Genomic DNA, 22,862 nt, shown 5'->3' with positions numbered 1-22,862 from the left:
GAACGGGTCCGGCCCGCCTGGTCGGTGACCAGGCGGGCCGGATCTGTGTACTACCGCTCAGGCGTCAGCACCGGATGGGAGACAACCCGAAGTTCTCCACCGTGGGAGTGGTGGTGTCGATCCTCGCCTGACGGGTCTGGGGCTTCCAGCCGTCCTTGGCGACGATCATCGTGAGCGGGTTGTTGCGACGGTCCATCCAGTAGGCGTACTTGCCGGCGGTGTCGGTCGCGAACGTGAACGACATCGCCCACGAGTCGACCTGGACCACCGCGCCGGAGATCGGCGAGGTCGCACCCTGGCAGCTGGTGCCGGTCACCGTACCCATCAGCTTGCCCCAGGTCTTCGGGGGCGTCGCCGTCATGGTCACCTCGACCGGTGCCACCGAGTACGGCGTGTTCTCCTTGATCGCTACCGCGCCGGAGTAGGTGCCCGGCTGGTCCACGTTCGCCGTCATCCCGACGGTGACCGTGACCTTCGCACCCGGCGCGAGGGTGACCGACGACTTGTCGATCGTCATCCAGCTGACGTCGGCCGCCGCCTCGGCGCAGCCCTCGAAGCCCGGCAGCACCTCGCTGTCGGCAGCGGCGTTGAAGCTGCCCGACGAGCCGCCGACCTTGTAGAAGCCACACGCCGCGCCACCCCGGTACCGGGCGGTGTTGGCGTTCGGCAGGTTGGACCACGAGCTGGTGGCCGGGTCGAAGGCGAAGCCGGCGTTGCTGATGGCCCCACCCTGCGAACCGCCCACCACGAGGAGCTTGCCGCTGGCCACCGCGTACGAGCTGGCCCAGTTGTCGGCCGGCGCGTCAGCGATGGCGGTCCAGGTGTTGGCACCCGGGTCGAAGGCGTAGCTGGCCTTCTGCGCGACGGACCCGTCGTTACCGCCGGTGCAGTAGACGATCCCGTCGATCCCGCCGCAGGAGGCGAACGCCACCGACTTCGGGTAGTTGGCCAGCGTCTCCCAGGCGTTGCTGGCCGGGTCGTACCGGACGACGCTGTTCGACATCGGCAGGCAGCCCGCGGTGGTGCAGCCACCGATGGCGTACAGCTTGCCGTCGACGACCGCCTGCCCGGCCGCGGCCCGCGGCGCCGGGTTGGCGGCCCGTGCCGTCCAGGTGTTGGCCGCCGGGTCGTAGGACCAGGTGGCCGCGTCCGGGCCGTTGTCACCCCAACCACCCGAGGCGATGATCTTCCCGTCCACGACGCCCACCGTCAGGGCGTTGCGCGCGGCGGGAAGATCGGCGATCGCCGTCCAGGTCTGCGCGGTCGGGTCGTAGGCGTAGTTCTTCGTGGTGGAGGCGCTGCCGTCACCACCGCCGATCGAGTACACCTTGCCGTCCAGCGTCACCACCCGGTTGTCCATGATGTTGGCCGGGTAGTCGGCGATGTCCGTCCACGGCGCGGCCTGCGGGCCGACCGCGGGGGAAGCCACCGTCGGCGCCATGCCGGACGCCTTGGCGGCGAACGACGTCGGGACGGAGAGCCGCTGCTCCGGCGCACCGGCGGCACCGAGCACCTGCTGCCGGGTCACCCGGGAGCCGTCCGCCCGCAGGAGCTCGAAGCCGTTGTCACGCTCACTGAAGCCGACCGCGACGGGCGCGCCGCCGGTGTTGGTCACCGTGAACGTCTTGTTGGTCTTGCCTCCGGGCATCTGGAGCGTCGCGCTCAACTGGGTGGGTGTCACCGACAGTTGGCCCGCCGCGAGGGCGAAGTTCGTGGCGGTCGCCCAGTCGGGCTCGACGTCGATCTGCTTGCTCTGGCTGGCGTAGTTGCCGGCCGTCGCGGTGAACTTGTGCGTGCCGGTCAGCGTCGAGTAGATCCAGTAGAAGCCGTCGGCCAGCCCCGGGTCGTCCGGGGTCGCCACGGTGACGGCCTTCTCGCTGGGCCGGTCGCTGCTGGTGACGGTCGCGCCGTTGATGTAGCTGTCGTCGTTCTTGTCGCGGACGTTGCCGACGACCAGACCGCCGTCGACCGGCACACAGGTGACCTGGCTGCCGATCAGGACGTTGTCGACCTCCCACCACCACTCGTAGGAGGCGTCGTAGTAGCGGAACCGCACCTGGACCTGCGCCTTGCCGGCGGCCTGCGGGATCGGGACCTCGGTGACCCTCGGCCCACGGACGTCGGTCTCCTGGCGGAGCACGTTCGTCCAGGTGGTGCCACCGTCGATGCTGAGGTCGACGTCGGCGGTGTCCTGGTCCAACTGGTTGAAGTCCTGGTTGAACCGGATGAACGGGGCGGTGACGCCGGTCAGGTCGACAACCGGGCTGACCAGCGAGGTGTCCTGGCTGTTGCCCGCGCCGTACGCGTCACTGTCGATCATCGCGAAGTTGCCGCTGCCGCCGGTCAGGTTGCCTCGCCTGCCGTCGTCGGTGAACTTCCAGACCTGGCCGCTGCCCGCGTTGTCCACCACGGTCCAGCCGGCCGGCGTGGTCGTGCCGTCGAAGGTCTCGTACTCGCCGTCCGCACCGAACTCGTAGCCGGGCGCCGTCGTGCACCTGGTGGTGTCCACCGGCACCGCGACGTTGGTGGTCACGTTGCGGGTGCCGACCACGACCGTCTTGGTGACCGTCTGGTAGCCCGGGTACTGCGGCTCGTACTTCAGGGTGTAGGTCTGCCCGGCCGGCAGCTTGATGGTGTAGCGACCGTTGGACGGCGTGGTGTAGTCGTAGACGCCCGACAGGCCGGTCACGGTCACCTTGGCGTACAACGGCCAGCCGTGCCCGGAGCCGTCGGTGACCGCGCCGGTGATGTTGACGCTCGCCACCGCCGTCAGTGCGACGTCGAGCGTCGTGGTGGCGCGGTTGGTGACGGTCGCCGACTTCGTGGTGGTGCCGTAACCGAAGGCGGACACGGCGACCTGGTAGTCACCGACCGGGAGTTGGGTCGAGTACGTCCCGTCGGCCCCGGTGGTCACCTCGCGTGCGGTGGGGCCGGTGAGCGTCAGGGTCGCGCCGGCGATCGGGGTGCCGGTGGCGGCGTCGGTGACCGTGCCGGCGAGGGTGCCGACGTCGCCGGTCGGTGCGGCGTTGAGCAGCGCGAGGGCGTCCAGCCGGCCTTCGCCGTAGACGTTGTTGTCCGCCGCGGTGCCACCGCACTGGCTGTCGGCCTTGTCGATGGCGGCGCCGTTGAGCAGGGTACGGGTCGCGTTGACGTCACCGACGAGCGACGGCGCGGCCGAGTAGAGCAACGCGATAGCGCCCGCGAGGTGCGGGGCTGCCATCGAGGTGCCGCTGATGCTGCCGTACGTGCTGCCCGGGATGCTCGACCGGATGTTCACGCCCGGCGCGGAGATGTTGGGCTTGATCTCACCGTTCTGCCCTGCGCCACGGGACGAGAAGCCCGCGACGTTGTTGTTGACGTCGTACGCGCCGGTCGAGTAGTTGCTGGCGAGGCTGCCCGGCGAGCCGCTGGTCTGGCAGGCCGGTCCGCTGTTGCCGTTGGACCAGACACCGAAGATGCCCGACGCGGTCCAGGCCAGCGTCACGTCCTCCATGAAGGGCTCGTTCGACGGCAGCCGGGTGCCCCAGGAGTTGTTGATGATGTTCGGCCGCTTGCTGGCGTCCGGGTTCTGGCCGTTCAGGTCAGTCGGTTCGAGCATCCACTGACCGGATTCGATCAAGGCGGCGTCGCTGGGGCAGCAGCCGTTCGCGGCGATCCACTTGACCCCGGGTGCGACACCGATCTGGTTCGCGCCGGCGGAGCCGGCCATGGTGCCCATGGTGTGCGTACCGTGGCCATCGTTGTCACAGGGCGCAGCCGAGCAGGTGCCGGCGGCGTTGAACCAGTTGTAGTTGTGGTCGAACGTGCCGTCGCCGTTGTTGCCGCGGTAGGAGTTCACCAGCGCGGGGTGGTCGAACTGCACGCCGGTGTCGATGTTGGCGATGGTGATGCCCTCGCCGGTGACGCCGTACTGGGACCAGACGTCGTCGGCGTTGATGTTGGCGATGCCCCACTCGAGCGCGTTGACGGTCTTCTCGTCGGCGCCCTTGATGGTCTCCGGCACCTCGTACGCGACCGGGGCGTAGAGGCCCTCGACCTCCGAGTGTGCGGCGAACTTCTGCGCCATGGCGAGCGTGCCGCTGTTCACCTTGATGGCGTTGGTGGCCCAGAAGGTCTCGTACTTGGCGCCCGAGCTGTCGAGTTCGGCCCGGATCTTGCCCTGGCTCTCGGCGGCGGTCTTGCGCAGCGTCTCGGCCACCGCCGCGCCGCGCTTCGTCCAGTCCTTGATGGTGCTGACCTTGCTCAGGTCCGCCCGGTCCTTGAACCGGATCCAGAAGTCCCCTGCGTTCTTGGCCTGGAGTTGCTTGGCGAGTTCCGGTCGGATCTTGTCGCCCGCGGCGGTGCCCGACCCCATCTGGCCGGGCGCCGCCTGGGCGCTGGAGCCGATGGTGGCCAGGCCTGTGGCGGCGAGGATCATCGCCGCTCCGGCGCTCACCAGTGATCTGGCTGTGCGCCTCCATTGTGGACGTCTGAACATCGGTGCTGCCTCCCTCAGAACGACCCAGGGGTGTAATGGGCCATGGTGAGGGTGCGGTTGGTTCGCCGCCGTTGAGCCGAGCGGACGAACCCCTTCATGCCCCTCCATGCACCGCGCGGGTCACGCCGGTTGCCCGAGTGGACACTATGATCGAGAGGAAAGGACGATCAAGAACTTGCTGTGAGCAACTTGTCGCTAACGGTTGCCCTGGTGGCGACGCGCTTGCCAATCACTGTCAGGACCATGACGAGAGCTGGGCAGGAATGCCCATCTATCCCGGGCGGGTGTGGTGGCCGAGGACGACGAAGCTGCGGTGGGCGGGGCTGCTCCGACTGACGAGCCGTTCCCACTCCTGATCGCGGTGACCCCGTCGGCGACCGAGCGGATCCGGCTCGCGGAACGTCTCGAGGGCATCGCGCCGCTGCTGCTGGTGGCCGACCTCGACGAGCTGCGCCGGCTGATCGGGCCGCCGCAGCCGGCCGAGCCGCCCGATGAGTCACCGGCCGGGCCGACGCCCGCCGTGGTGGCCGACTTCGCCCTGGTCATCGACTCGGCCCGGTCCACCGCACGGTACGGGACCCGCGAGGTCGACCTCACCCGGTTGGAACGCGACCTGCTCACCTGCCTGACCACCGAGCCGGTCCGGGTGTGGAGCTACGCCGAGCTGCACCGGTCGGTCTGGCATGACGAGGGGCGCGAGCGTAAGGCCGACGTGCAGTCCCTCGTGAAGCGCCTGCGGCGCAAGCTGCTCGACCTCGGCACCGCTGCCACGATCGAGGCGGTGCGGGGCGTCGGCCTGCTGCTCACCGACCGGCAGGAGCCCCGGATCGGGCGCGCCTGACGCCTGCCTGATGTGGGCAGTTGATCAGCGCCGCCTGATCCGACCGTCGCGCCACGCGAGGTGGTCGACCGACGACAGTGGCACCGAGCCGGCCGTCAGATCAGCCCGGCGCGGGCCCACAGCAGCCGACCCGGCCCGGCCACCAGGCCGGCGTCCGCGAGGTGGTCGTGCACCCGGGCCGCCGACCAGCGCAGGGTGGCCCGCCAGTGCGGGTTGGCGCGGGCGGCTGCCCGGCCCACCTGGGGCGCGATGCCCACCGCCGCGTAGGCGTCCGGGTGGACCAGGCGGTTGGCGATCGTGTAGGCGGCGCGTCCGATCAACAGCCGGGCGTACGCCATGCCGACCGGGCCGGCTGCCGCGACCTGGCGGACCAACTCGTCGCGGGCGAACCGGACGTGTCGCGCCTCCTCCACCACGTGGATGCGCGAGACCATCCGGATCAGCGGTTGGAGCGACTCGTCCGCCATGATCTCGCGCTGGAACGCGTCGAGGATCTCCTCGGCGATGAGGATCGCGGCGTACATCCGGGGGCCGCTGGCGGTGGCCTTGAGGAACCGGCCGAGCCAGTGGTCGACCGGGCTCGCCCGGTAGACGGGGCAGCCCGTCGCCTCGATCAGCCGACCGAACATGATCGAGTGCCGGCACTCGTCGGCGACCTCGGTCAGCGCGTACTGGGCGTGCCGGCTGGTGGGGTCGTCGTCGTAGTACTGCCGGATCAGCATCTGCATGAGGATCGTCTCGAACCACAGCCCGGCGCTGGCGGCGCTGGCCACCTCGTGTTTGGTGAGCTCGACACGCTGCTCCTCGCTCAGACGCGACCAGAGTGGAGTGCCGTAGAGGCTGCTGCGGTGCGGCGGGAGCCAGTAGGCGCCCGGGGTGTGCGGCGCGTCCCAGTCGATCTCGACAACGGGGTCGTAGCTGGTCCGCAGCGACGACGTGAGCAGTCGCTCGGCGACCGCCGTACCCTCGGGTTCCGTCGCCTCCATGGTCCCTCCATATTGACGTGACGACCGGTAACTGTTACGAGTAGTAGCATGCAATCACCGCGCAAGGATGTCAATGGATCCGACCCGCCGACCGCGGCCACTGACAGCGACCCGAAGACCAAGGGCAACGGCCGTCGGGATCGCTGGGCCGACCACCGTGAGCAGCGCAGACACGCACTGATCGGCGCCGCCGTGCAGGCCCTGCTGCGGCACGGCCCGGACGTCGACATGGACCAGGTGGCCGCCACCGCGGGCGTCAGCAAGCCGGTCCTCTACCGCTACTTCGCCGACAAGTCGCAGCTCTGGGTCGCGGTGAGCGAGGTGGTGGCGGCCCGGGTCGTCGACGCCATCGCGCCCGCGATCGACCAGGTCCGCGAGGAGCGTGACCTCGTGCGGGCGACGATCGACGCGTACCTCGGCGTGATCGAGTCACAGCCCACCCTCTACCGGTTCCTGATGCGCCAGTCCGGCCAGCCCGGCATCCACCAGGTCGTCGCGGGGACCAGCCGGCAGGTGGCCGCCGGGCTGGCCCGGGTGATCGGTGACCGGCTCCGCGCGCTCGGCCTGGACGCCGGCCCGGCGGAGCCCTGGGCGTACGGCCTGGTGGGGTTCGTGCAGGCGGTCGGTGACTGGTGGACCACGCACGGCCAGCCGATCAGCCGGGCGGCCCTCACCGACTACCTGACCGCTCTGCTGTGGAGCGGGATCGAGGGGGTCCGGGCCAGCGCCGACCTGCCGCCCGAGCTCACCCGTGCCCACGAGCGGGTCGTGCCGTGAGCTACCACGGCCCGGCGAGCGTCGCGGGCACCCCGGTCCGGGCACACCTCAGTGGGCGGTGGGAGCCTGTCGACGGCCGCTACCACTGGGGTGGGCGGATCGAGCCCGACCTGACGGTGGCGAGGCTGGTGCGCTCCGGCCGGCGCGACGTCGAGCTGCGCATCGCCGGCCGGGCCCGGCCGGCCCGACTCGCCGAGATCGACCCGTGGGGCGGCGTACGGGTCACCGGAGTGGGCGAACCGCCCTGGCCGCCGCCGGCCGAGCCGGGGCCCGAGGATGCGGAGGAGTGATGGAGACGGACATCGCCATCGTCGGCGCCGGCTTCGGCGGCCTGGGCGCCGCCGTCGCCCTGCAACGGGCCGGCTTCACCGACTTTCTCGTCTTCGACCGGGGCGACGAGGTCGGCGGCACCTGGCGGGACAACACCTACCCCGGCTGCGCCTGCGACGTGCCGTCGCACCTCTACTCCTTCTCCTTCGCCCCCAACCCCCGCTGGTCCAACACCTTCTCCAGCCAGCCGGAGATCTGGGACTATCTGCGCGACTGCGTCGACCGCTTCGGGATACGCCCGAAGGTGCGGCTGCGTCACGAGGTCCTCGACGCGCGCTGGGACGACCAGCGCCAGCGCTGGCTGCTGCGGACGTCCGGTGGCGACCACACCGCCCGGGTCCTGATCTGCGCGGCCGGCCCGCTCAGCGAACCCGCCGTCCCCGACCTGCCCGGGGTGGACGACTTCGCGGGCACGGTCTTCCACTCCGCCCGCTGGCGGCACGACCACGACCTGACCGGCCGTCGTGTCGCGGTCATCGGAACCGGCGCGTCGGCGGTCCAGTTCGTGCCGGAGATCCAGCCGGCCGTCGAGAGGCTGACGCTGTTCCAGCGCTCCCCCGCGTGGATCATGCCGAGGCGCTCGCGCCGGATCAGCCGGGTCGAGCAGGCCGCGTTCCGCGCACTGCCCGGCGCGCAGCGGGCCGCCCGAGCCGGGCTCTACCTGGTCCGCGAGGGCATGGGCCTGGGCTTCCTGCACCCGGCGGTCAACCGCCTCGCCTCGCGGCTGTCCCTGCGTACGCTGCGGCGTCAGGTCACCGATCCGGCCCTGCGGGACAAGCTCACCCCCCGGTACGCGATGGGCTGCAAGCGGGTGCTGATCTCCAACGACTACTGGCCGTCGCTCACCCGGCCGAACGTCGACGTGGTCACCGCCGGCATCACCCGGATCGTGCTGGACGGCCTGGTCAGCGCCGACGGCGTGCACCACCGGGCGGACACGATCATCCTCGGCACCGGCTTCCACGTCACCGACTCCCCCGTCGTGCGGCTCATCCACGGCCGGGGCGGGCGCAACCTGGGCGAGGCCTGGACCCCCAGCATGCACGCGTACCGGGGCACCACCATCAACGGCTTCCCCAACCTGTTCTTCCTGCTCGGCCCGAACACCGGGCTCGGGCACACCTCCGTGGTGCTGATGATCGAGGCGCAGTTGCGCCTGGTGCTCGCCGCGCTGCGCCACATGCGGGCCAAGGGCATCCCGGCCATCGAGCCCACCGCCGAGGCGCAACGACGCTGGACCGAACGGGTCGACCAGAAGATGACCGGCACCGTCTGGCAGACCGGCTGTTCGAGCTGGTACCTCGACGCCACCGGCCGCAACACCACCATCTGGCCGGGCTTCGCCACCGGCTTCCGGCTGCGGCTGCGCCGCTTCCGTCCGGCCGACCACCGGGTCGTTCCGGCTGACCGCACCCCCAACGAAACGGAACGGGAGCACGCCGATGCGGTATGACCTCGCGGGCAGGACCCTGCTCATCACCGGAGCGGCGCGCGGCATCGGGGCACAGATGGCCCGCGACGCCGTCGCCCGGGGCGCACAGGTCGCCCTCGTGGGCCTGGAAGGCGAGCTGCTCAAGCAGCTCAGCACCGACCTCGACGCGCACTGGTACGAGTGCGACGTCACCGACCAGGCGGCGCTGGACGAGGCGGTGGCCTCCACCGTGGACCGCTTCGGCGGCATCGACGTGGTGGTCGCGAACGCGGGCATCGCGAACCTGGGCACCGTCGCGGTGGGGCCGGTCGACGCGTTGGTGCGTACCGTCGAGGTGAACCTCTGCGGCGCGATCCGCACGGTCAGCGCGGCGTTGCCGCACGTCACCGCCGCCCGGGGGCACGTCCTGATCATCTCGTCGGCCGCCGCCTTCGCGGCGATGCCCGGCATGGCCGCCTACTGCGCGTCCAAGGCGGGCGTGGAGCAGTTCGCCAACGTGCTGCGCCTGGAGACCCGCGCACGCGGTGTCACCGTCGGCACCGCCCACCCGATCTGGATCGACACCGACCTGGTCCGCGACATCAGCGACGACCTGGCGTCGTTCCGCACCACGCTGCGCCGGCTGCCGTGGCCGCTGTCCACCGTCGTCCCGGTCGAGCAGTGCGCCGACGCCCTGCTGCGCGGCATCGAGCGCCGAAAGCGCAAGGTGTACGTGCCGCGTTCGCTGGCCATCGTGCAGGCGCTGCGGCCGGTGGTGCTGAGCGGCTTCTCGGACGCGTTGATCTCCCGCTTCGGCGGTCGGACCATGGTCGGCCAGATGGAGGACGAGGTACGCCAACTCGGGCGCTCCTTCGGCAGGACGTCGGTGGGAGACCGGTCGTGAGCGTTCACGTCCGTCGCGGGGGCAGCGGCGAGCCGCTCGTGCTCATCCACGGCATCGGCCACCGCCACCAGGCGTGGGAGCCGGTCTTCGACCGGCTCGCCGCCCACCACGAGGTGATCGCGCTGGACCTGCCCGGATTCGGCAACTCCCCGATGCCCTCCGCCGGCATGCCCGCCGACATGGCCGCCACCGTCGCCGCCGTGCTGCCGGTCCTGACCGAATGGGGGTTGGAGCGTCCGCACGTGGCCGGTTACAGCCTCGGTGGGGCGATCAGCCTGGAGCTCGCCGCCAGCGGGGCGGTCGCCTCGGCCACCGCCTTCTCCCCCGCCGGCTTCTTCACACCGAGCGAGTGCCGCCGGGCACTGGCGATCCTGCGGATGTTGCGGGTCAACTCGTACCTGCCCACGCCGATCATGCGGGTCGCGCTGCGCTCGGCGTACCTGCGGAGGATGTGCTTCGGGCCGCTGGTGGCCCGCCCGACGCTGCTGGACGCCGACCGCGCGCTGGGCGACGCGCTCGCCCTACGGCGCGGCCTCGGCTTCACCGCCGTGGCCCGAGCCGCCCGCGACTACCGCTTCGACGGTGTCCGGCTCACCGACACGGCGGTGCCGGTGACCATCGGCTGGGGCGACCGCGACCGTATCTTCGGCGTCCACCAGGCCGAACGCGCCCGGTCCGGGCTGCCGGCGGCCCGGGTGGTGACGCTGCCCGGCTGCGGGCACGTGCCGATGAGCGACGACCCGGACCTGGTCGCCGCGCTCATCCTGGAGACCACCGGCGCCGTGCCCCGCAACGACCTTCGGTCGCCTGCTGGCGGCGCGGGTCGGGAAAATCACTTCACAGAATAAAAACTTGCAGTCTGTGCAAGTTGGCTTCTAGCCTCGCCGACGTGACCGACACCGCCGCCACCGGCCGAAGGGACCGCAAGAAGGCGCAGACGCGGGCCGCGCTGACCGCCGCCGCGCTGCGGCTGGTCGCCGAACGCGGCCTGGACCACGTGACGGTGGAGGAGATCAGCGAGGCCGCGGACGTCTCCTCGCGGACCTTCTTCAACTACTTCGCCTGCAAGGACGAGGCGCTCACCGATGATCCGGCGCTCGACGGCACCCCGTTCGTGGCGCGGCTGGCCGCCGTCCCCGCGCGGGTGCCGGCGTTACGGGCCGTCCGGCTCGCCCTCGACGAGGCGATCGACGCGATCCAGGCCGACCGGGAGCTGTGGCGACTGCGACTGGCGGTCATCGCCCAGAACCCCGCGCTGCTGCCCCGGCTGGTGGCCGGCAACATCGCGACCGAGCGGGACATGGTCACGGTCATCGCCACCCGCCTCGGCGTGGGCCCGGAGCATGCCCACCCGCCGCTGGTCGTCGCCGTGACCGCTGCCGCCTTCCGCGCCGCGCTGCTGCGCTGGGCCACCGGCGACGACACCCGGCCCCTGCGCGCCTTCGTGGACGAGGCGTTCACCGGGCTCGCCGCCGGCCTGCCGGATCCGACCAGCCCCTCCTGACCCACCAGTCCGCCCCGCCGCAACCGCTCCGGGGCCGAACCACTCCCCCGCCGCAACCGCTGCTGGGCCAATCACTCCGCTACAAACCCGACAAGGGAGCGTCAATGACCACCACCATCCCGCCCGCCGACACCGCCGCCGTCGGCACGCGCATGTCGCGTCGGGAGGTTCTCCAGGCCCTTTCCGGCCTGATGGTCGGCATGTTCGTGTCCATCCTCGCCTCCACGGTGGTGGCGAACGCGCTGCCGCGGATCATCGCCGACCTGAACGGCAGCCAAACCGTCTACACATGGATCGTCACCAGCGAACTGCTCGCCATGACGGCGACCGTGCCGCTGTGGGGCAAGATGGCCGACCTGTACAGCAAGAAGCTGCTGATCCAACTCTCGCTGGGGCTGTTCGTGGTGGGTTCACTCATCGCGGGCTTCACGCCGAACGTCGAGGTGCTGCTGGTCAGCCGTGTCGTCCAGGGCATCGGGGCCGGCGGCATGACGGCGCTGGCCATGATCGTCATGGCGGCCATGATCCCGCCGCGTGAGCTGGGCCGTTACGCCGGTATCTTCGGCGCGGTCTTCGGTGTCGGCACGATCGCCGGCCCGCTGATCGGTGGGGTTCTCGTCGACACCTCGTGGTTGGGATGGCGCTGGTGCTTCCTGATCGGCGTCCCGTTCAGCATCATCTCCATCGTCCTGCTGCAACGGACCCTGCACCTCCCGGTCGTCCGCCGCAAGGCCAAGATCGACTGGCTGGGCGCCCTGCTGATCACCTCGGGTGTCTCCACGCTGCTGATCTGGTCCTCGCTGGCCGGCAACAAGTTCGACTGGGCCTCCGGTTGGACGGCGCTGATGGTCATCGGCGGCCTGGTCCTGCTGGGATTGGCGGTGTTCGTCGAGTCACGCGCGGCGGAGCCGATCGTCCCGCTGACGATCTTCCGCAGCCGCACGGTCTCGCTGACCACGATCGCCAGCGTGCTGGTCGGTGTCGCGATGTTCGGCGGCACGGTCTTCCTGTCCCAGTACTTCCAGATCTCGCTGGGCAAGTCGCCCACCGTCGCAGGCCTGATGAGCCTCCCGATGATCTTCGGTCTGCTCGTCTCGTCGACGGTGGCCGGCCAGCTCATCACGAAGTACGGCCGGTGGAAGGCCTTCCTGGTGGCCGGCGCCGCGGTGATGACCGTCGGGATGACGCTCCTGGGCACCATCGACGCCCAGACCAGCGTCGCCGTCCTGTCGATCTACATGGCCGTGCTGGGCGTCGGCGTCGGCATGCTCATGCAGAACCTCGTGCTCGCCGCACAGAATGACGTCCCGGCCCACGAACTCGGCGCCGCGACCTCCGTGCTGACGTTCTTCCGCAGCATGGGCGGCGCCATCGGCGTCAGCGCGCTCGGCGCGGTCCTGGCGAGCCGGGTGACCTCGCTGACGACCGAGCGGCTCGGCCCGGCGGCGACCGGCGGCGGCACCGCTGAGGTGCCCGACCTGTCCACCCTGCCCGAGCCGGTGCGGCTCATCATCCAGGACGTCTACGGCATCGCGACCGCCGACCTCTTCCTGGTCGGTGCGCCGATCGCGCTGGTTGCGCTGATCGTCGTGCTGTTCATCAAGGAGAAGCCGCTGCACACCCTCAGCGGAGACGAACGACGCGCCCAGGAGGAGGCGGCCGCGAAGGCCGCGATTCACTGAGGCGTACGACAACAGTCGGGGGCGGGCCGGTCGGCCCGCCCCCGTTCTGCGTCCGCCTGCTGGCTGGCTGGCTGGCTGGCTGGCTGGCTGGCTGGCTGGCTGGCTGGCTGGCTGGCTGGGGCATTGTCTGCCGCCTTTGCTCTGCTTCAACCCGCGCAACGGTTTCGGGCCGTGAGTGTTGCGTCGGTTGAAGCAGAGCAAAGGGAACGAACTGACACCCGCCCCCTCCGCTGGCGGGCCGACGCCGACGTCTCCGTGCTCGCGTTTTGCCGTAACTACAGAACGCCATCCGACCGCCACGTAACGTGAGAATGCAGCCGGCCAACGGCTGACGCAGGCGTGCACCGCCGCCGGCCTACTCAGCCGCAGGAGGCGCGGACGATGTCCATGCTGTCGGTCTTCAACCCTCGGCACACCGTCGCTCCCCCGGGATACAGCCGTTGGCTCATCCCGACCGCGGCGCTGGCCGTGCACGTCTGCATCGGGCAGGTCTACGCGACCAGCGTCTACAAGAACTCCCTCATCGCCCACTTCGACACCAGTCAGACGGCGATCGGGGCGATCTTCAGCATCGCCATCGTCATGCTGGGCTCGTCCGCGGCGGTGGGTGGCCGGTGGGTGGAGCGCAACGGACCGCGCCGCGCGATGTTCGCCTCGGCCTGCTTCTGGGCCACCGGGTTCCTGGTCGGCGCGCTCGGCATCGCGACCCAGCAACTCTGGCTGCTCTACCTCGGCTACGGCGTCATCGGCGGCATCGGGCTCGGCATCGGCTACATCTCGCCCGTCTCGACCCTGATCAAATGGTTCCCGGACCGGCCGGGCCTCGCCACCGGCCTGGCCATCATGGGGTTCGGCGGTGGCGCCCTGGTCGCCGGCCCGCTCGCCCGCCAACTGCTCTCCCTCTACGACTCCGGCTACAACCCCGACAATCCGGCCGCCGTGGCGTCGGGGCACGCCCTCGTGGCGCTCTTCGTCACGTTCGGCATCGGCTACTTCGTGATCATGATGTTCGGCCCGTTCAACGTCCGGGTTCCCCCGCCGGACTGGCGGCCCGCCGGGTTCGACCCCGCGAGCGTCGCCAGCCGGCCGCTGGTGACGAGGGCGAGCGTGTCCGCGACGAGCGCCGTGCGTACCCGGGCGTTCTGGCTGTTGTGGATCGTGCTGTTCTGCAACGTCACGGCGGGCATCGGCATCCTGGAGCAGGCCAGCCCGATGATCCAGGACTTCTTCCGGGACAACGGGTCCACGGCCGTCTCGGTGTCTGCGGCGGCCGGCTTCGTGGGGGTGCTGTCGTTGTTCAACATGGCCGGCCGGTTCGTCTGGTCCACGACATCTGACCTCATCGGCCGCAAGCCCATCTACATGGTCTACCTCGGCCTCGGCATGGTGCTGTACGCGCTGCTCGCCGTGGCCGGGCACTCCGCCACCGCGGTCTTCGTGCTGATCGCCGCCGCGATCATCTCCTTCTACGGCGGCGGCTTCGCCACCATGCCCGCCTACCTGCGTGACCTCTTCGGCACCTTCCAGGTCGGGGCCATCCACGGCCGGCTGCTGACCGCCTGGTCGGCCGCGGGCGTCGCCGGCCCGCTGATCGTCAACGGGATCCTCGACACGCAGGGCAAGCCCGGCACCCTCACCGCCTCGGCGTACCGGCCCGCGCTGTTCACCATGGTCGGCGTCCTCGCCATCGGTTTCATCGCCAACCTGCTGGTCCGGCCCGTGCCCGAACGGTTCCACGAGCCGGATCGGGGTTCGACGTCGCCCGTGGCGAAGGCCAGCATCACCGAGCCGGTCGCTCTGGGCCCACAGAGCAAACCTCCGGTGCCCGAGCACGTCGGCACGCAGACCGGGCGGCTCTGGTTGTCGTGGCTGCTCGTGGCGTTGCTCCTTGGGTACGGCATCGTCCAGACCGCCATCACCGCCGCGAAACTGTTCACCGGCTGACGCGCGTCGCGACCGGACGCAGGAGGGCGCCCACGGGCGCCCTCCTGATCGGCTCAGCGCGCGGTCGTCGACCGGTTCTGGTCGACTCGCTCCCGCTGGGGCACGACCGTGTATTTCGGATCGCGGGCCGACACCCTGCCCGCCTCGAAGACGCCGAACCGGGTGGCGACCGACGAGGCCACGAGCGCCGCACCGGAGACCGCCGCCAGGAGTCGACTGCGGCGGCTGACCAGCGCCGCCGCGGTGCCGACGGCGAGCAGCACCCGGCCGGCCGTGACCAGACGGCCGCTGCGCCCGCGTACGTAGGGCTCGCCGGTCAGGCCCATCCGCTCCAGCCGGTGACCGCCGGCGAACTCGACGGTCGCGGCGGCGAGGGCGAGCCGCCGCAGGGGGGCGGTCTGCGTGGCTGGCGCCGCGATCAGGCCGACCCCGGACGCGGCGGCGAGGGCGCTGCCGGCGAAGACGAACGGCAATGACGGGTACGCCTCATGCCAGGACGGCACGGCGGTGTCGGCGAGCAGCACCCCGGTGTACGTGGCCAGCGCCGGCGCGGTGGCGGCGGCGGCCAGGCCGGCGGCGTTGCCGACGGGGAGCGCCAGCCGGCGGGCGAGACCGAACACGCCGTGCTGTGGGAGCCGGGGCGCGAGCTCGGCGATCGCGGCCACACCGGCCAGCGGGCCGAACGCGGCGAGGATCCAGGTGCCGACGGACATCGGCGAGGTCAGCTTGGCGACCCGGAGCATGTGGTGGAACCGGTCCGGCCGACCGAGGTCGTGAACCAGCAGGTACGTGCTGGCGGCGACGCCACCGAGGGCTGTCCACCGGCCCACCTTGCGCAGGTCGGGGCGCCCGGTCAGCTGGGCGCCCGCACCGATCAGCGCGCCTCCGGCGGCGAGGCCACCGGTGAACAGGTACCCGGCGATGTCGTACTTCCACACGGGCGGTTTGAGCACCGGCCGGCCGTAGTAGGCGGTGAAGTCGGCTGGCGGCACGGTGAGCTGCTCACCGTCGTGGCCGCGCCCCCGCCCGCGACGACGCTGCCCGTCAGGTTGGTCGAGTCGGGCCTGGAACTCGCGGAACCGGGATCCGACCGGCTCGTTCGGTGGCGTCGCGCCGGTCATGGCCGCCTGCCGAGGAAAGCGACAGCCGTGACGGCGGCCATCGTCAGTGCGGCGAGGCCGGCGCGTTTCCACATCGCCGGCAGGTCCCGCGTGGTCACCACCGGATCCGGCGGCAACCCATACACCTCCGGCTCATCCAACAGCAGGAAGAACGCCCCATCCCCACCGACACCGTCGTTCGGGTCATGCCCATACAACCGCGCCTCAGGCACCCCCCGCTCATGCAGCGTGGCGACCCGCCTCGCGGCCCGCTCCCGCAACTCATCGAGGGGCCCGTACTGAATCGACTCCGTCGGACACGCCTGCGCACACGCCGGCGTCATCCCCGCACCCAACCGGTCATAACACAGCGTGCACTTCCACGCCCGACCATCACCCTTACGCTGATCAATCACCCCATACGGACACGCCGAAATGCAGTAACCACACCCATTACAGATGTCCTCCTGCACCACCACCGTCCCGAACTCGGTCCGAAACAACGAACCCGTCGGACACACATCCAGACACGCCGCATGAGTGCAGTGCTTGCACACATCCGACATCATCAACCACCGGAAATCACTGCGCCCCTCCGCACCGGTACCCCGACCCGGCGGCTGCGCCCCCGGCATCCCCAGGAACTCCGGTCCGGCCGCCATCCGGGCGGCCGCCGCTGGCGAGCCGGCCGGCAGGCCCGGGTTCGTCCCGGTGTCGGTGTGCGTACGCGCGCCGACCGCCGCCGTCGCCGGGCTGACCGCCGGCCCGTCCGGGTCGCCCTCGAACGCCGGGGTCGCCCAGCCGGCCGAGCGGGGCTGTTCGACGAACGCGACGTGTCGCCACGAGTTCGCGGTCAGCGCGCCCGTGTTGTCGTACGACATGCCCAGCAGGTCCAGGCCGCTCTCCGGGACGAGGTTCCACTCCTTGCAGGCCACCTCGCAGGCCTTGCAGCCGATGCAGACGCTGGTGTCGGTGAAGAACCCCATCCTCGGCGGCGCATCCTCGTAGCCGGCGTCGGGCGCCGGGTCGAGCGGCCCGTACAGGGCGTTGGCGTGGGGCATCGGTCAGGCCTCCTGGTCGCTGCTGCTGTCGGCGACGTCGGTCGTGACCATCGGTGGGTAGTGGTGGCTCAGATCCCCCGACCGCCTGCGGTAGTCGAAGACGAGGTCCAACAGGGCTTGTCCTCTCGGGCGTCGTCCGGGCCGCACGTCGCACGTGCCGACCTTGCTCTCCTGGATCAGCACGTTGGGGTCGAGGGTGATGCCGAACAGGTCGTTGGCCGAGTCGCCGGTCACCAGACCCTCGTAGCCGAAGTGGTACGGCAGCCACACCTGGTGGATGATCCGACCGTCCACCCGCAGCGGGGTGATGCGGTCCGTCACCAGGACCCTCGCCTCGATGGCCGCGCGGGTGCTGACCAGGTGCGCCCAGCCCAGATGGGTCAGCCCTCGAAGGACCGCCAGCTCCGGCGACACCTCGACGAACATCTCCGGCTGCAACTCGGCGAGGTGCGGCACGTTCCGGCTCATCGCGCCGGCGGTGTGGTGCTCGGTGAGCCGGCTGACCGTGAACACGTACGGGAAGACGTCGCTGTGCTCCTCCGGTGGGCTCGGGTTGAGCGTGTTGATCGGGTGCGTGTAGACCTTGCGGGTCGGGTTGGCCTGCTGCCGATAGAGCGGGTTGCGCACCGGCGACTCGACCGGCTCGTAGTGCGTGGGCAGCGGCCCGTCCAGGACGCCGCTGGGCGCGTACAGCCAGCCCTTGCCATCGCCCTGCAGGATGAACGGGTCGTCGCCGGCGATGCCCGCCACGCCCGAGGCGTTCGGCGGCGGCCGGTACGACGGCGGCTTGGTCTTCTCGAAGTCGGGCACGTCGTCGCCGGTCCACTCGCCCTTGTCCGGGTCCCACCAGACGTATTTCTTGCGCTCGCTCCACGGTCTGCCGTCCGGGTCGGCGGAGGCACGGTTGTAGAGGATCCGGCGGTTCGACGGCCAGGCCCAGCCCCACTCCAGGGCCACCAGGGGCTGCTCCGCGCCGGGCTTGCGCCGGGCGGCCTGGTTGACGCCGTCGGCGTACACGCCGGTGTAGATCCAGCAGCCGCCGGCGGTGGAGCCGTCGTCCTTCATCTCGGTGTAGCTCGACAGCGGTCGGCCGCTGGCCACGTCGTACCCGTTGATCTCGTAGAGCACCGACTCGGCGCTCGGCTCGGCGTTCGGGCCGTGGGTCGGGTAGTGCCAGTTCAGGTCGAGCAGCGCCCGGTCGCGGGGTCGGGTCGACTGCGCCAGGCGTTCCCGGATGATGCGGCCGAGGTGGTAGAAGAACCACAGCTCGGAGCGGGCGTCGCCCGGCGGCTCGACAGCCTTCTCCCGCCACTGCAACAGCCGCTGCGTCTGCGTGAAGGTTCCTTCCTTCTCCACATGCGAGGCCGCGGGCAGGAAGAACACCTCCGTGCGGCACTCCTCCGGAACGATCTCGCCGGTCTCGATCTCCGGCGCGTTCTGCCAGAACGTCGCGCTCTCGATCATGAACAGGTCCCGGACCACCAACCAGTCCAGGTTGGCCATCCCGAGCCGCTGTGCCCGCCCGTGCGCCGAGCCGACCGCCGGGTTCTGGCCGAGCAGGAAGTACCCCTTGATCTTCCCGTCGATCATGTTCAACACCTGTTGGTACGTGCCGTGGTCGCCGGTCATCCGGGGCATGTACCCGTAGCAGTAGTCGTTCTCGGCGGTGGCCGCGTCACCCCAGTACGCCTTGAGCAGGTTCACCGCGTAGGCCCGGGCGTTGCCCCAGAAGCCCTTCTGGCCGGGGTGGCGGATGCTGTCCACCCACTCGTCGAAGGTCGGGTGGTCGGCGTGGTGCGGCATCGGGAGATAGCCCGGCAGCAGGTTGAACAGTGTCGGGATGTCGGTGGAGCCCTGGATGCTGGCGTGTCCGCGCAACGCCATCACGCCGCCGCCGGGGCGGCCCATGTTGCCCAGCAGGAGCTGGATGATCGCGCCGGTCCGGATGTACTGCACGCCCACGCTGTGCTGGGTCCACCCCACCGAGTAGACGAGCATGCTCGTCCGCTCCCGGCCCGAGTTCGCCGTCCACGCCTGCGCCAGTTCGAGGAACTTCTCCTGCGGGATGCCGCAGACCCGCTCCACCATCTCCGGCGTGTACCGCGCGTAGTGCCGCTTGAGGATCTGGTAGACGCAGCGCGGGTGCTGCAACGTCTCGTCGCGCTGGGTCTGCCCGCCCACCGGCGCGCCGTGCGACTCGTGCTCCAACCCGGCCGCGGTTTCGCGCTGTGTCTCGGTGTCGTGGATGGAGGCGTTCTCCTCGTTCCCCTCGTACTGCCAGCTGGTCTGGTCATAGCTGGCGTTGTCCTCGTTGAAGCCGGAGAAGAGCCCGTGCAGATCCTCGGTGTCGAGGTACTCCTCGGTCACGATCGTCGCGGCGTTGGTGTAGGCGACGACGTACTCCCGGAAGTCCAACTCGTTGTCCAGGATGTAGCGCACGACCCCGCCGAGCAGCGCGATGTCCGTGCCCGCCCGGATCGGCAGGTACGCATCAGCGACAGCGCTGGTGCGGGTGAAGCGCGGGTCGACGTGGATCACCTTCGCACCGCGACGCTTGGCCTCCATCACCCACTGGAAACCCACCGGGTGCGCCTCGGCCATGTTCGAACCCTGAATGACGATCAGGTCGGAGTTCGACATGTCCTGCTGGAACTGGGTGGCGCCGCCGCGACCGAAGCTGGTCCCCAGACCGGGGACGGTGGCGGAGTGTCAAATACGGGCCTGGTTCTCGATCTGGAGCGCCCCCATCGCGGTGAACAACTTCTTGATGAGGTAGTTCTCCTCGTTGTCCAGCGTCGCCCCACCCAGGCTGGAAATCCCCAGCGTCCGGTTGAGCGGCCGGCCCTCGTCGTCGACGTCCTCCCAGGTCTCGTCCCGAGCCGCCAGGACCCGATCGGCGATCATGTTCAGCGCCGTGTCGAGGTCGAGATCCTCCCACTCCGTGCCGTACGGCCGGCGGTAGCGCACCGTCGTCGGCCGCAGAGGGCTGGTCACCAGGCTCTTGCTCGCCGAGCCCTTCGGACAGAGCCGACCCCGCGAGATCGGGCTGTCCGGATCGCCCTCGATCTGCGTGACCTGCCCGTCCTTGACAAACACCCGCTGACCACAACCCACCGCGCAGTACGGGCAGACCGAACGAGCCACCGAATCGGCGGTCTCGGTGCGGGCGGTCAGCGACAGCGAACGGGCGGACTTGGCTGCGGCGCCCCGGCCGAGCGGGTCGGTGCCGGTGAGCTGGCGATAGAGCGGCCAGCCCTCGATCCAGCTCCGCACCCCCATCGCCGCACCTTTCCGACCAATGCCGCCAAATGTGAACAGCCTGACATTAGACGAGGTGCCGGCTGATCATGGCGGGATCAGAAGGAGCGATGGTGCCCTCGGCCCTTTTCGGGCGAGCCGGGGACGGCATGGTGTATGCGGCAGGTCAGCCCACCCCTGCCGAGCAGCGCCATCTCAAAGGCCGACTGCCGTACTAGTCTGCCCACGTGATTCTGACCATGCCTCAGCAGTTGGCGCAGATCCGCACCGACGCACTCGAACAGGGCTTCCCGGCCGACGATGTCGAACGATGGATCGCCACCGCGATTCCCTGCGGGACACTGGCGCCCGGCGGAGACGGGCCGGTCGTCGGCCGGTTCGGCGGCACCGCGATGGTTCCCCGGGGCACCCACGTTCCCGGAAATCCCCTCGTCGCCACCATCGACTGCGCGGCCCTGCCCGGGCAGGCGACGGATCTTCCACTACCGCCCGACGGCCAACTGCTGCTCTTCGGCTATCCCGAAGGCGACGAGTACTACTCACAGGGCTCGGCCTTGTACGTCCCGGCTGGCGTAGCCGTCGAGGAACCGCCAATGGACGAAGAACTCGACGAGGACGAAGATGAGGAATTTGTCCAGGTTTGTCAGAGTTTCCCACAGGGCGACATACGCCTGACGATCGATGTCTCCCTACCCTCACACACCCCGGAGCATCTCAACCCCAAACTGATCGATTATTGGAATGACAAGGCCCCCGTCAGCGGCAAGTGGGGCGGCGTGCAGATTGGTGGGCACGCCTCGGCCTGCGACTTCCGCGGAAAGAACGGCCCTCTCGGAGTCGTCGCTCAGTACGCGGGAAAGGCGGAGCAGTTGGGCTACTGGCACGGCTCCCGCAGCCCCTCACCGCGCGCCGAGGACTGGGTGCTGCTGGCCGAGTTCTTGTGCAGCTCGGAGATGAGGCCAGGCGGTGCCGCCCTTTACTGGGGGATCCAGCGCGACGACCTGGCCGCGCGGCGCTTCGACGGCGTGTACGCCGTCGTGGACTGGAATCCCTGAGCTCACAACAGGCCGGGTGCGTCGAGGCACCCGGCTCCGAGCAGACGAGGGCGGCCCGGAGCGAGGCACTGTGGATGGCGGTCCTGCTACGGACGATCCAGGGCGGAATGGGTAAGGTTCGTACCCTCTTCAGGAGACGAGGCCGATCTTCAGCGCCAGGTCATGGGCGTCATCCCGGGTAGCGCGCGGCCCGTCGAGCAGATCCAGGGTGATCCGCCGGGCGTAGCCGTTGAAGCGGATTGTCTCGGGCGCCGACTCGTACGCCCGGCGGAGCGTCCTCACGGCGGCCTCCTTCTCGTCCTTGCCGTACTGAGCACGAGCGACCTCGATCAGATGACGCGCTCGGCGCGGCCGCGACGGGATGACCGCCGCCTCGTGGCGACGCGCCTGCCGCACCGCCTCGCCGGACTTCTGCAACTCCACGGCCACGGTCACCGCGTGAGCGCCCATGACGACCCGGGAAAACGACGTCTGCGGCTGGTAGAAGCCCTGTGGCAAACGCTGCGCGACCGCATCAGCGCGGTCCCAGTACCGCCAAGCGCGGCCTTCCTCGCCGGCGCGGGCGGCGGTGTAGGCGGCCTCGAAATGCAACGCACCCCAGAGGGTGAGAAGGTTCGCGTTAGCACCGCCGACCCTCGGCTCAAGGGCCGAGACGATGTCGAGCGTCACCGCCATGGCGGTGTCCCAGTCTCCCGCGTCACGATGCACCTGGCACAGGAACCACCCCGCGCCCGCCAGCGCCTCGGGATCACCGGACTCCTGCGCCGCAATCATCGCGCGGTCGGCGACGCGCCACAGCACCTCCGCGGCTGGCTGATAGGCGAGGAACATCTGCGCCAGCCCCAGCGCCTCCGCCAAAAGAGCCTGCGCCGACCGACGTTCGGCGCCCTCGTACGTCAGCGCGGCTGCCTGAGTATCGCGGTGACGCCGGGATCGCCCGGCTCGGCTACGAGTCTGTCCCGCAGCGGCCCTGGAAACGCGAACTCGGCAAGCGGAAGATCATCGAGTTCCATGCGCGGAGGTTACGGCGATCCGACGAGCCGCGAGGGACGGCGTCGACAAGGCGCCCGGCCGCCTGGTGGTCGGGGTGCTCACGGGTCCTTTGCTCTGCTTCAACGGACGCAACGGGGAGTGTCCGGATATCGGACGCGTGGTGTTGCGTGGATTGAAGCAGAGCAAAGGACGCAGATCTCGCCCAGCGACCACCTTCCACACCTGGACGCCTCTGTGGCCCGACGCCCGCTCGGTAGCAACCTCCCTCGCCAACCAGGGCGATCCGGAACCACTTCGCGACTTCATTGCCCGAGCCCATCCGGACGATGCCTGCGAACGCGCCGCCCTGAACTACTCGGCCTACTGGGTCGGCGAGATCCCGTACCGCCAGCGCGACGACTCCTTCATGCCGGCAGCGCTCTCCGACTGGCGAGGCTCCCGGCTCCTCCGACACCTGGTCGGACGCCTCGACGCTGGCCGCCCCTTCACGGACCTCAACATCCACAACACGTGGGCACTGCTCACCGCCCGACGCAGCG

General features: G+C 70.1%; 15 protein-coding genes and 2 pseudogenes. 11 read left to right on the top strand and 6 right to left on the bottom strand.

Annotated features, from left to right (window positions below):
* Positions 1–64: 64 nt before the first annotated feature.
* Positions 65–4,435 (bottom strand): S8 family serine peptidase, encoded by a 4,371-nt coding sequence (locus ABZ780_RS03095; protein WP_357483605.1) that lies wholly within the window; start codon positions 4,433–4,435, stop codon positions 65–67.
* 331 nt (positions 4,436–4,766) lie between these two features.
* On the opposite strand from ABZ780_RS03095, the gene ABZ780_RS03090 reads away from it, so the two are divergent.
* Positions 4,767–5,318, top strand: a complete 552-nt coding sequence (locus tag ABZ780_RS03090) for a winged helix-turn-helix domain-containing protein (RefSeq protein WP_356999941.1) — start codon at positions 4,767–4,769, stop codon at positions 5,316–5,318.
* 95 nt (positions 5,319–5,413) lie between these two features.
* Here ABZ780_RS03090 and ABZ780_RS03085 read toward each other — a convergent pair whose 3' ends face one another.
* Entirely contained in the window at positions 5,414–6,304 is an 891-nt protein-coding gene (locus ABZ780_RS03085) for a diiron oxygenase (RefSeq protein ID WP_357483601.1), read from the bottom strand.
* A gap of 48 nt (positions 6,305–6,352) precedes the next feature.
* Between ABZ780_RS03085 and ABZ780_RS03080 the strand changes: the two genes are divergently transcribed.
* The 8 genes from ABZ780_RS03080 (at position 6,353) to ABZ780_RS03045 (ending at position 14,856) form a co-directional block, all read left to right on the top strand.
* A complete protein-coding gene (locus tag ABZ780_RS03080; RefSeq protein ID WP_356999935.1) occupies positions 6,353–7,081 on the top strand; it encodes a TetR/AcrR family transcriptional regulator in 729 nt (242 codons plus the stop codon).
* Positions 7,078–7,371: a DUF4873 domain-containing protein gene (locus ABZ780_RS03075; RefSeq protein WP_356999933.1), complete on the top strand. Its 294-nt coding sequence runs from the start codon at positions 7,078–7,080 to the stop codon at positions 7,369–7,371. Before ABZ780_RS03080 ends, ABZ780_RS03075 begins: the two co-directional genes overlap by 4 nt.
* On the top strand, positions 7,371–8,864 hold the full coding sequence (locus tag ABZ780_RS03070; protein WP_357483598.1) for an NAD(P)/FAD-dependent oxidoreductase: 1,494 nt from the start codon (positions 7,371–7,373) through the stop codon (positions 8,862–8,864). The genes ABZ780_RS03075 and ABZ780_RS03070 overlap by 1 nt, the downstream gene beginning before the upstream one ends.
* Positions 8,854–9,726 (top strand): SDR family oxidoreductase, encoded by an 873-nt coding sequence (locus tag ABZ780_RS03065; protein ID WP_357483595.1) that lies wholly within the window; start codon positions 8,854–8,856, stop codon positions 9,724–9,726. Before ABZ780_RS03070 ends, ABZ780_RS03065 begins: the two co-directional genes overlap by 11 nt.
* On the top strand, positions 9,723–10,574 hold the full coding sequence (locus ABZ780_RS03060) for an alpha/beta fold hydrolase (protein ID WP_357483592.1): 852 nt from the start codon (positions 9,723–9,725) through the stop codon (positions 10,572–10,574). Before ABZ780_RS03065 ends, ABZ780_RS03060 begins: the two co-directional genes overlap by 4 nt.
* Before the next feature lie 41 nt (positions 10,575–10,615).
* Positions 10,616–11,230 (top strand): TetR family transcriptional regulator, encoded by a 615-nt coding sequence (locus tag ABZ780_RS03055; protein ID WP_357483589.1) that lies wholly within the window; start codon positions 10,616–10,618, stop codon positions 11,228–11,230.
* A 104-nt stretch (positions 11,231–11,334) separates the two neighbouring features.
* On the top strand, positions 11,335–12,912 hold the full coding sequence (locus tag ABZ780_RS03050; RefSeq protein WP_357483587.1) for an MDR family MFS transporter: 1,578 nt from the start codon (positions 11,335–11,337) through the stop codon (positions 12,910–12,912).
* Between the two features lie 387 nt (positions 12,913–13,299).
* Entirely contained in the window at positions 13,300–14,856 is a 1,557-nt protein-coding gene (locus tag ABZ780_RS03045; RefSeq protein WP_357484068.1) for an OFA family MFS transporter, read from the top strand.
* Between the two features lie 53 nt (positions 14,857–14,909).
* On the opposite strand, the gene nrfD is transcribed toward ABZ780_RS03045, so the two are convergent.
* The 3 genes from nrfD to fdh are packed head-to-tail and all read right to left on the bottom strand — an operon-like array spanning position 14,910 to position 20,296.
* Positions 14,910–15,977, bottom strand: coding sequence for an NrfD/PsrC family molybdoenzyme membrane anchor subunit (gene nrfD, locus ABZ780_RS03040; protein ID WP_356999915.1), 1,068 nt, complete (start codon positions 15,975–15,977; stop codon positions 14,910–14,912).
* Positions 15,974–17,017 carry a 4Fe-4S dicluster domain-containing protein gene (locus ABZ780_RS03035; RefSeq protein ID WP_357483584.1) on the bottom strand — a complete coding sequence of 348 codons (1,044 nt, stop codon included), beginning with the start codon at positions 17,015–17,017 and terminating at the stop codon, positions 15,974–15,976. Before ABZ780_RS03035 ends, nrfD begins: the two co-directional genes overlap by 4 nt.
* A 3-nt stretch (positions 17,018–17,020) precedes the next feature.
* A complete protein-coding gene (gene fdh / locus ABZ780_RS03030) occupies positions 17,021–20,296 on the bottom strand; it encodes a formate dehydrogenase (protein WP_357483581.1) in 3,276 nt (1,091 codons plus the stop codon).
* A 206-nt stretch (positions 20,297–20,502) separates the two neighbouring features.
* Here fdh and ABZ780_RS03025 point away from each other — a divergent pair, with 206 nt between their 5' ends.
* The gene (locus tag ABZ780_RS03025) at positions 20,503–21,330 is read left to right on the top strand and encodes a DUF1963 domain-containing protein (protein WP_357483578.1); all 828 of its coding nucleotides are present in this window, start codon (positions 20,503–20,505) and stop codon (positions 21,328–21,330) included.
* Positions 21,331–21,459: 129 nt separating this feature from the next.
* Here the strand turns inward: ABZ780_RS03025 and ABZ780_RS03020 are convergent.
* A pseudogene (locus ABZ780_RS03020) lies at positions 21,460–22,212 on the bottom strand (XRE family transcriptional regulator); the annotation flags it as partial.
* Positions 22,213–22,516: 304 nt separating this feature from the next.
* Between ABZ780_RS03020 and ABZ780_RS03015 the strand changes: the two are divergent.
* Positions 22,517–22,858: pseudogene (locus tag ABZ780_RS03015) on the top strand (transcriptional regulator); the annotation flags it as partial.
* Between the last annotated feature and the right edge of the window lie 4 nt (positions 22,859–22,862).

Origin of the sequence: Micromonospora sp. NPDC047467, from assembly GCF_040643095.1 — a bacterium.
In the GTDB taxonomy this organism is placed as follows: Bacteria; Actinomycetota; Actinomycetes; order Mycobacteriales; family Micromonosporaceae; genus Micromonospora.
Note: the sequence above shows the minus strand (reverse complement) of the source record. Positions and strands in the feature narration are given on the sequence as shown.